2 protein-coding genes are annotated in these 9,716 nt (G+C 75.1%); both read right to left on the bottom strand.

Features of this window, described 5'->3' with window-relative positions:
- Positions 1 to 726, bottom strand: a 726-nt coding sequence (locus tag AQJ66_RS25485; RefSeq protein ID WP_061926645.1) for a beta-ketoacyl synthase N-terminal-like domain-containing protein, incomplete at its 3' end; no start/stop codon positions are given.
- A gap of 54 nt (positions 727 to 780) precedes the next feature.
- The gene (locus AQJ66_RS40320; RefSeq protein ID WP_244162932.1) at positions 781 to 9,543 is read right to left on the bottom strand and encodes a type I polyketide synthase; all 8,763 of its coding nucleotides are present in this window, start codon (positions 9,541 to 9,543) and stop codon (positions 781 to 783) included.
- Positions 9,544 to 9,716: the final 173 nt, after the last annotated feature.

Below are 9,716 nucleotides of genomic sequence, written 5' to 3' on the forward strand. Positions count from 1 at the left end.
AAACGCACCCGGCGTCGACATCACCGTCACACCACCGGCAAGCGCCAGATCACACTCCCCCGACCGCAACGCCTGCACCGCCAGATGCAACGCCACCAACGACGACGAACACGCCGTATCCACCGTCACCGCAGGCCCCTCCAGGCCCAGCACATACGACACCCGCCCCGACAACACCGACGCGGTGACGCCGGTGGTCAGGTGGCCCTCGGACTCCTCGGGCCGGTCGAGCAGGAGGGCGAGGTAGTCCTGGCCGTTGGTGCCCATGAAGACGCCGGTCCGGGTGCCGCGCAGGCCGCCCGGTTCGATGCCCGAGCGTTCCAGCGCCTCCCAGGAGGTCTCCAGCAGCAGGCGCTGCTGGGGATCCATGGTCATGGCCTCGCGCGGGGAGATGTCGAAGAACGCCGAGTCGAACAGGGGGGCGTCGTGGAGAAAGGCTCCCTGGCGCGCGTAGGTGGTGCCGGGGCCGCCCGCAGGGTCGAGGACGCCGTCGAGGTCCCAGCCGCGGTCGGCCGGGAAGCCGGCGACCGTGTCACGTCCTTCGAGGAGCAGCCGCCAGAACTCCTCGGGGGTGTCCGCGCCTCCGGGGAACCGGCAGCCGAGACCGACGACGGCGACGGGCTCCTGCCGGCCCGCTTCGGCGTCATGAAGGCGCTTGCGGGTCTGGCGGAGGTCCGCCGTCACCCTTTTCAGGTAGTCCCGCAGCTTCTCTTCAGTGCTCGCCATCGTGCTCCACTTCCTCGCAGAAACCGTGAACGGTCGGTCGCCCGGGCCGGCTGGTCAGGAGATCCCGAGTTCCTTGTCGATCAGGTCGAACATCTCGTCGTCCGTCGCCGTGTCCAGTCGGGCGACGGTGTCGTCCGCCTCGCCGGCGGTCTCGCCGCCGGTCCACACCGCCAGCAGGTGGCGCAGCTTCGCCGTGATCTCCTGCTGGGCCGCGCCCGCGGTCCCGGCCTCGGCCGCGAGTGCCCGGGCCAGCCGGTCGAGCTCGGCGACGACGCCCGATCCCGCGGCTTCGCCGCCGTCCCCGGCGAGTTCGGCGTCCAGGAGGCGGGCGACGTCCACCGGCGCGGGGTGGTCGAAGACCAGGGTGGCGGGCAGCCGCAGTCCGGTCGCCGCGCCGAGCCGGTTGCGCAGCTCCACGGCGGTCAGCGAGTCGAAGCCGGCCTCCCGGAAGGCGCGGGCCGGGTCCACCGCGTCGGTCCGGGCGTGGCCGAGGACCAGGGCCGCCTGCTCGCGCACCAGCTCCACGAGTGCGGCGGTGCGTTGCGTGGCGTCGAGTCCGGCGAGCCGGCCGCGCAGCGCGTCGGCGTCCACCGAGGAGGCGGCGTCCCGCAGCGCGGCGTCGGCCTCCGGGACGTCGGCGAACAGGGCGGTGGTCCGGCCCGCCGCGAACGCGGGGGCGAACCTCGTCCAGTCGACCCGGGCCACGACCGTCGCCGGTTCGCCGGCGGCCGCCAGTCGTTCCAGCGCCACCAGTGCCGAGTCGGGGTCGAGACCGGTCAGTCCGCGCCGGCGCAGGTACTCCTCGGTGCTGCCGCCGGCGGCCATGCCGCCCTCCGCCCAAGGCCCCCACGCCACGGAGGTGGCGGGCAGTCCGGCGGCGCCGCGCCGTTCGGCGAGGGTGTCCAGATACGCGTTGGCCGCGGCGTAGTTGGCCTGGCCCGGGGAGCCGATGGCGCCGGCGAACGACGAGAACAGCACGAACGCGGACAGGTTCCGGTCCCGGGTCAGCTCGTCGAGGTTGCGCGCGGCGACGGCCTTGGCGCGCAGGACTGCCGCGAACCGTTCGGGGGTGAGCGTGTCGATCAGCCCGTCGTCCAGCACGCCGGCCGTGTGCACGACCGCGTCCACCGGATGCCGCGCGAGCAGCCCGGCGAGTGCCTCCCGGTCCGCCGCGTCGCAGGCGGCCACGGTGACGCGGACGCCGCGAGCGGCCAGTTCGTCGCGCAGTCCGGTGGCGCCGGGCGCGTCCGGTCCCCGCCGGCTGAGGAGTACGAGGTGTTCCGCGCCGTGCGCGGCGGCCCAGCGGGCCACTCGGGTGCCCAGCGCGCCCGTGCCGCCGGTGATCAGCACGGTGCCCGCGGGACGCCAGCCCGCGCCGAGGCTGCCGGGCGTGGTCCGGCCGATGCGGCGTCCGAACACACCGGTCGTCCGGATGGCCACCTGGTCCTCGCCCGTGCGGCCAGCGAGCACGCCGGCCAGGCGGCCCACCGCGCGCCGGTCCACCACGGGGGGCAGGTCGACGAGACCGCCCCAGCGGCCGGGGTGCTCCAGCGCCGCGACCCGGCCCAGTCCCCATACGGCGCCCTGGGCCGGATCGGGTGCCCCGTCGGACCGGTTGACGCGGACCGCGCCCGTGGTCAGCGCCCATACCGGGGCCGCGAGGCCGGTGTCGCCCCAGGCCTGCAGGAGTACGGCGGTGGCGGCGGGACCGGCCGGGACGCGGTCGTCCTCGCCTCCACCGTCGCGGGTGGTCCCGCCGCCGGGGGCGGCGCCGGGGTCATGCTCCGGGAGGGCGAGGAAGGACAGCAGGCCGGCGACCGGCTCCTCCCCCGCGGCCCCGGCGAGCAGGGCGGCGAGGGCGGCCCGGTCGGTGCCGGGTTCGTGGACGACGGGGACCGGCTCGGCGCCGCACGCCTTCAGACCGTCCAGGACGGTGTACGGCCATGCCCCGTCCTGCGATCCGGCGGGCAGGACCGCCAGCCAGCGGCCCGGCAGGGCGGTGCCGGTGACCGCCCCGAGCGGCTTCCAGCCCGGGCCGTAGAGCCAGTCGTCCACCCGTGACTGCTCCTGCTGCCCGCGCCACCAGGCCGACAGTGCGGGCAGCAGGCCGTCCAGCGTGTCGGCCGCCACGTCGAGGGAGTCGGCCAGCGCACGGGCGTCGCCGCGCTCGACGGCCGTCCAGAAGCCGGTGTCCGCGCGGTCGGCGGAGCCCGCGGCCGGCCGGCCGCCCGGGGAGGCGCCCTCCGGCCAGAAGCGCTCGTGCTCGAAGGCGTAGGTGGGCAGGTCCACGACGGTCGCGCCGGTGCCGGAGAAGACGGCCCGCCAGTCCACCCGACCCCCGTCGACGCGCAGTTCCGCGACGGCCGAGAGCAGGGTCACCGGCTCCGGCCGGTCCTTGCGCAGCAGCGGGGCCAGCAGCCGGTCCTCGCCGTCGAGGCCGCCCTGGGCGAGGGCGGTCAGGGTGCCGTCGGGACCCAGTTCCAGGAACCGGCCGACGCCTTGCTCGTCCAAGCGGCGCACGGCGTCGGCGAACCGCACCGGGCGGCGTACGTGTTCCACCCAGTGGTCGGCCGACATCAGTTCCGCGGCCGTCGCGGGCCGGCCGGTCAGCGTGGAGACGACAGGTATCCGCGGCTCGGCGCAGACGAGGCTCTCGGTCACCGCCCGGAACTCGGCGAGCACGGGTTCCATCAGCGGGGAGTGGAAGGCGTGGCTGACGCGGAGGCCGGTCACCCTGCGTTCCTGGGCGCGGAAGTGGGCGGCGACCTCCTCGACGGCCTCGGCCGTACCGGACACCACGACCGATTGCGGCCCGTTGACGGCGGCGATGCCGATCTCGGCCTCGCGGCCCGCCAGCAGCGGCAGTACTTCCTCCTCCGTGGCCTGCACCGCGGCCATCGCGCCGCCTTCCGGCAGCGCCTGCATCAGCCGGCCGCGCGCCACCACCAGCCGGCAGGCGTCCGCCAGGGACCACACCCCTGCTACATGGGCGGCAGCGATCTCACCGATCGAATGCCCGGCCAGCACGTCCGGCCGCACACCCCACGACTCCAGCAGCCGGAACAGCGCCACTTCCAGCGCGAACAGGGCGGGCTGCGCGAACTCGGTTCGGTTCAGGGCGCCTTCGTCGTCACCGAACACGACCTCACGCAGACCGAACGGCAGCTCGGCGTCGACCGCGTCGAAGGTCTCGGCGAACACCGGGAACGTCGCGTACAACTCCGCTCCCATGCGCAGGCGTTGTGCGCCCTGGCCCGCGAACAGGAAGGCGAGCCGGCGGCCCGAGCGGCCGGGAGTGCCGACGAGGACGCCGGTGCCGGGTTCGCCCGCCGCGAGGCCGCGCAGGCCGCGCAGCACTTCGTCACGCCCGGTCGCGAGGACCACCGCCCGGTGCTCCAGCCAGGGCCGGAGCGCCGAGGACAGTCCGAGGTCGCTCAGCCGCAGCTGCGGTTCGGCCTCGACCCGGGCCCACAGCCGCTCGGCCTGGCCGCGCAGGGCGCCCTCGGACGCGGCGGACAGCAGCACCGGGGTCATGGGCAGGTCGCCACGCTCCGGATCCGTTCCGTCGCTCTCGGCGTCCGGGGAGTCCGAGGAGTCAGGGGAGTCGGGGAAGTCGGGGGCCTGTTCGATGATGACGTGGGCGTTGGTGCCGCTGATGCCGAAGGACGACACACCGGCCCGCCGAGGACGGTCGCCGGGTCGGGGCCACTCGACGTTCTCCGTCAGCAGAGCGATGTCACCGGCCGACCAGTCGACGAACGGCGACGGCTCGTCCGCGTGCAGGGTGCGCGGCAGCAGCCCGTGCCGCATCGCCATCACCGTCTTGATCACACCGCCCACGCCGGCCGCCGCCTGGGTGTGACCGATGTTCGACTTCAAGGAGCCCAGCCACAGGGGGCGTTCGCGGTCCTGTCCGTAGGTGGCGAGCAGCGCCTGGGCCTCGATCGGGTCACCCAGCGGCGTGCCGGTGCCGTGCGCCTCCACGGCGTCCACGTCGGCGGCCCGCAGGCCGGCACCGGCCAGTGCGTGCCGGATGACCCGTTCCTGCGCGGGACCGTTCGGTGCCGTCAGGCCGTTGCTGGCGCCGTCCTGGTTGACGGCCGAACCGGCGACGACGGCCAGTACCCGGTGTCCGTTGCGGCGGGCGTCGGAGAGCCGTTCCAGCACGAGCATGCCGATGCCCTCGGACCATGCCGTGCCGTCCGCTCCGGCGCCGAAGGACTTGCAGCGCCCGTCGGAGGCGAGGCCGCGCTGCTGGCTGAAGTCGACGAAGGTGTCCGGGGTGGACATCACCATCACGCCGCCGGTGAGCGCCAGGTCGCACTCTCCGGCGCGCAGCGACTGGGCCGCCAGGTGCAGCGTGACGAGGGAGGAGGAGCAGGCGGTGTCGACCGTCATCGCGGGGCCCTCGAGGCCGAAGGTGTAGGCGATGCGGCCGGAGTGGACGCTGCTGGTGTTGCCGGTCAGCAGGTAGCCGTCGGAGTCGTGCTCCCCGTTGCGCAGGCAGGAGTGGTAGTCCTGGCCCATGACGCCGGCGAAGACCCCGGTGCGGCTGCCGCGCAGCGCCGTCGGGTCGATGCCGGCCCGCTCGAACACCTCCCAGGACACCTCCAGCAGCAACCGCTGCTGCGGGTCCATCGCCAGCGCCTCACGCGGCGAGATGCCGAACAGGCCGGCGTCGAAGGACGCCGCGTCGTACAGGAATCCGCCGCGGCGGACGTACGTCCTGCCGAGCCGGCCGGGCTCGGGGTCGTACAGCGCGTCCAGGTCCCATCCGCGGTCGGCGGGGAAGTCACCGATCCCGTCGCCGCCCTCGGTGACCAGTCGCCACAGGTCCTCGGGCGATTCGACCCCGCCGGGGTACCGGCAGGCCATGCCCACGATGACCACCGGGTCGTCGTGCGCGCCGCGTGCGGCGGCCGGCACCGCGCCGTGCGGGTCCGGGGCGTCACCGGCGAGCGCGGTCAGCAGGTGCCGGGCGAGCGCGGCGGGCGACGGATGGTCGAAGACCAGGGTCGCGGGCAGCCTCAGCCCGGTGGCCGCGTTGACGCGGTTGCGCAGCTCCACGGAGGTGAGGGAGTCGAATCCGAGCACCTTGAACGCGTGGCCGGGTTCGACGTCGGCGGCCGAGGCGTGGCCGAGCACCTGGGCCACCAGGTCACGGACCAGGTCCAGCAGGAGCGGTTCGCGGTCCGGGGCGGGCAGTGCCGACAGCCGGGCCCGCAGTTCTCCGCCCCCGCCGGGCCCGGCGGGGTGCGCCGCGCGCCGGGACGGGCCGCGCACCAGTCCCCGCAGCAGCGGCGGTACGGCGTCGAGTTCGCGCAGGGTGCGGAAGTCGAGGCCGACCGGCAGCAGCAGGGGGTGCGGGCTGTGCCGCAGCACCGCGTCCAGGACGGCGAGGCCGTGCTCGACGGCGAGTGGCCGTACGCCGCCGCGTGCCATGCGGCGCAGGTCGCCGTCGGTCAGTTCGCCGGTCATGCCCGTGCCGGGCGCCCACGGGCCCCAGGCGAGCGAGACCGCGGGCAGGCCGAGGCTGCGGCGCCGCAGGGCGACGGCGTCCAGATAGGCGTTCGCGGCGGCGTAGTTGGCCTGTCCGGCGCCGCCGAAGGTGCCGGACACCGAGGAGAACAGCACGAACGCGGCCAGGTCCAGGTCACGGGTGAGCGCGTCGAGGTGGTCGGCGGCGTCCGCCTTGGGGCGCAGCACCGTGCGCAGCCGTTCCCCGGTGAGCGAGGTGACCACGCCGTCGTCGACCACTCCCGCGGTGTGCACGACCGCGGTCAGGGGCCGGTCGGCCGGGACCGAGGCGAGCAGTTGCTCCAGTGCCGGGCGGTCGGCCACGTCGCAGGCGCGGATCGTGACGTCGGCGCCCAGACCGGTCAGCTCCGCGGCGAGTTCGGCCGCACCGGGCGCTTGGGCACCCCGCCGCCCGGCCAGCAGCAGGTGGCGCACGCCGTGTTCGATGACCAGCCGGCGGGCGACCAGGGCGCCCAGTCCGCCGGTGCCGCCGGTGACGAGGACGGTGCCGTCCGCGAGACGAGCGGCGAGGTCCGTGCCGTCGGCGCCGGTGTCCTCGTCGCGGCCGCGGGTGTCCGCGTCGGTGGGCGCGGTCAGGGGCACCGGGACGAGCCTGGGCGTGAGCACCGTGCCGGCGCGGACGGCGACTTCGCCCTCCTCGGCCAGGGCGTCCGGCCGCGTGAGGAGGGCGGCCAGCGCGTCCCAGGACTGGGCGGTGCCGTCCAGGTCGGCCAGTGCGAGACGCCCGGGGTTCTCCGTCCTGGCCGAGCGCACGAGCCCCCACACGGCGGCCGGCACCGGGTCCGGCTGCTCCTCGGGTGCGGCGGCCACCGCGCCTTGCGTCACGACGACGAGGCGGGTGTCGGTGAACTCGCCGATCGCCAGCCACTCCTGCAGAAGGGCGAGAACTTCCGCGGTCGCCGTGTGGGCCGCTGCGGCGTGGCCGGTCGGGGCGGCATCGCCCGGACGGCTCCAGGGCAGCAGCACGGTCCGGGGTGCGACGCCGTCACCGTCCCGCACGGCCCGGGTCAGCTCCGGCCAGCTGCGGACGGGCAGTCCGCCGGGCGGGGCGGTGGTGTCGCGGTCCGGGGTGTCGCGGTACGCCAGCAGGACCGTGCCGCCGGCTGCCGGCGCCGCCTCCTCGGCGGCCGGGACCGGGAGGGGTGGCGCGGTCCAGTCGATCCGGTAGGTGCCGGAGGCGGCTGCGGCGCCGCGTACGGCACTCAGGCCGGACGGCACCGGGCGCAGCGTGAGTGACTCGACGGTGGCGACCGCGCCACCGGCCGGGTCGGCCAGCTCGAGGGTCACCGCGTCTGCTCCGGCCGGGGCGATCCGCACCCGAAGGGCGCGCGCACCGGCGGCGTGCAGCGACAGCCCGTCCCACGAGAACGGCAGCCGGCCGGCACCCGACTCGCCGAGCGGGCCGAACAGCACGGCGTGCAGGGCGGAGTCCAGCAGGGCCGGATGCAGTCCGCAACGGCCGGCGAGCGGCTCCTGCTCTTCCGGCAGGGCTACTTCGGCGAACACCTCGTCACCGCGCCGCCACACCGCGCGCAGCCCCTGGAACACGGGGCCGTACGCGAGCCCCGCCGCGCCGAGCCGGTCGTACACGTCGCAAACGGCCTGGGGCTCGGCATCCCGCGGCGGCCACTGCGTGAGGCCGCGGGCCGCTTCGTCGACGCCCTGCGCCCGGTGCGGTGCGAGGACTCCGTCGGCGTGCAGCGTCCACGGCATGTCGTCCGGCCCGTCCTCCGGGCGCGAGTGCAGCTCCACGGCACGGCGTCCCGACGCGTCGGCCACCCCGACGGTGACCTGCAGACGGACCGTCCCCTGCTCCGGAACCACCAGGGGCACCGCGAGGGTCAGCTCCTCGACCGTGGCGCAGCCCACCTCCGCGCCCGCCCGCAACGCCAGCTCGGCCCAGCCCGTGCCCGGGAAGACCACGGCGCCCTGGACGCCGTGATCGCGCAACCACGGGTGGGAACGCAGTGAGACGCGTCCGGTGAGGACCGTGCCACCTCCCGCGAGTGCGACGGCGGCACCGAGCAGCGGATGTCCGGCAGCCCCGAGTCCGGCGGCGGCCAGGTCACCGGGGCGGTGCGACGCCGACGGCCAGAACCGCTTCCGCTGGAAGGGGTACGTCGGAAGGTCGACGGGGCGAGCACCGGTTCCGGCGAACAGCGGCCGCCAGTCCACATCACCGCCATGGGTGAACAGCCCCGCGACCGCGGTGAGCAGCGCGGGCACCTCCTGGCGGTCCTTGCGGAGCGCGGGGACGAGCGTCGCCGCCCCGGTGTCGTCGAGGCAGGCCTGCGCGAGTGCGGTGAGGGTGCCGTCGGGGCCGACCTCCAGGTAGCGTGTCACGTTCTGCTCGGCGAGGACGCGCACGGCGTCGGCGTAGCGCACGGTGCGCCGTACGTGACCGACCCAGTACTCCGGCGACATCAGCTCCTCGGCACTCGCCGCCCGGCCGGTGACCGTGGAGACGAGGGGCAGCTCCGGCCGGTCGTAGGTCAGGCTCTCGGCGACCTTGCGGAAGTCGGCGAGGATCGGCTCCATCAGCGGCGAGTGGAAGGCGTGGCTGACCCGCAGGGCGGTGGCCTTGCGGTCCTGGGCACGGAAACGAGCGGCGACCTCGTCCACGGCCTGGGCGGCACCGGCGATCACCACGGCGTGCGGGCCGTTGACCGCGGCCAGGTCCACTTGGGCACCGTCCAGCAGCGGCAGCACCTCCTCCTCCGCGGCTTGCAGGGCGACCATCGCGCCGCCCTCCGGGAGCGCCTGCATCAGCCGGCCACGCGCAGCCACCAGGCGGCAGGCGTCCTCAAGGGACCACACCCCTGCTACATGGGCGGCAGCGATCTCACCGATCGAATGCCCGGCCAGCACGTCCGGTCGTACACCCCACGACTCCAGCAGCCGGAACAGCGCCACCTCGAGGGCGAACAGGGCGGGCTGAGCGAACTCGGTCCGGTTCAGGGCACCTTCGTCGTCACCGAAGACGACCTCCCGCAGGCTGAAGGGGAGTTCGGCGTCGACCGCGTCGAAGGCCTCGGTGAACACCGGGTACGTGTCGTACAGCTCCCGCCCCATGCCCAGCCGCTGGGAACCCTGACCGGCGAAGATCAGGGCCGTCCTGCCTGTGCGCGACTCGGCACCTTGGACGAGCCCCGGCGCCGTGCTGCCGTCGGCCAGCGCGCGCAGAACGCTGAGCAGGTCGTCCCGGTCAGCGGCGAGCAGGACGGCGCGGTGCTCCAACACGGTCCGGGTCGCGACGGACGCCAGACCCACGTCGGCCACTCCGGCATCCTCACCGTGGGGACCCTCCAGCCAGTCCCCCAGGCGGGTCGCCTGAGCGCGCACCGCCGACCTGTCGGCGCCCGAGAGGACTACCGGCAGGAGCACGTGGTCCGCCTCGGTACCGGGCTGCGGTGCGGCGAGGGTGGGTGCGGACGGCGTGTCCGGGGCCTGTT

This window comes from Streptomyces bungoensis, from assembly GCF_001514215.1.
Classification (GTDB): domain Bacteria; phylum Actinomycetota; class Actinomycetes; order Streptomycetales; family Streptomycetaceae; genus Streptomyces; species Streptomyces bungoensis.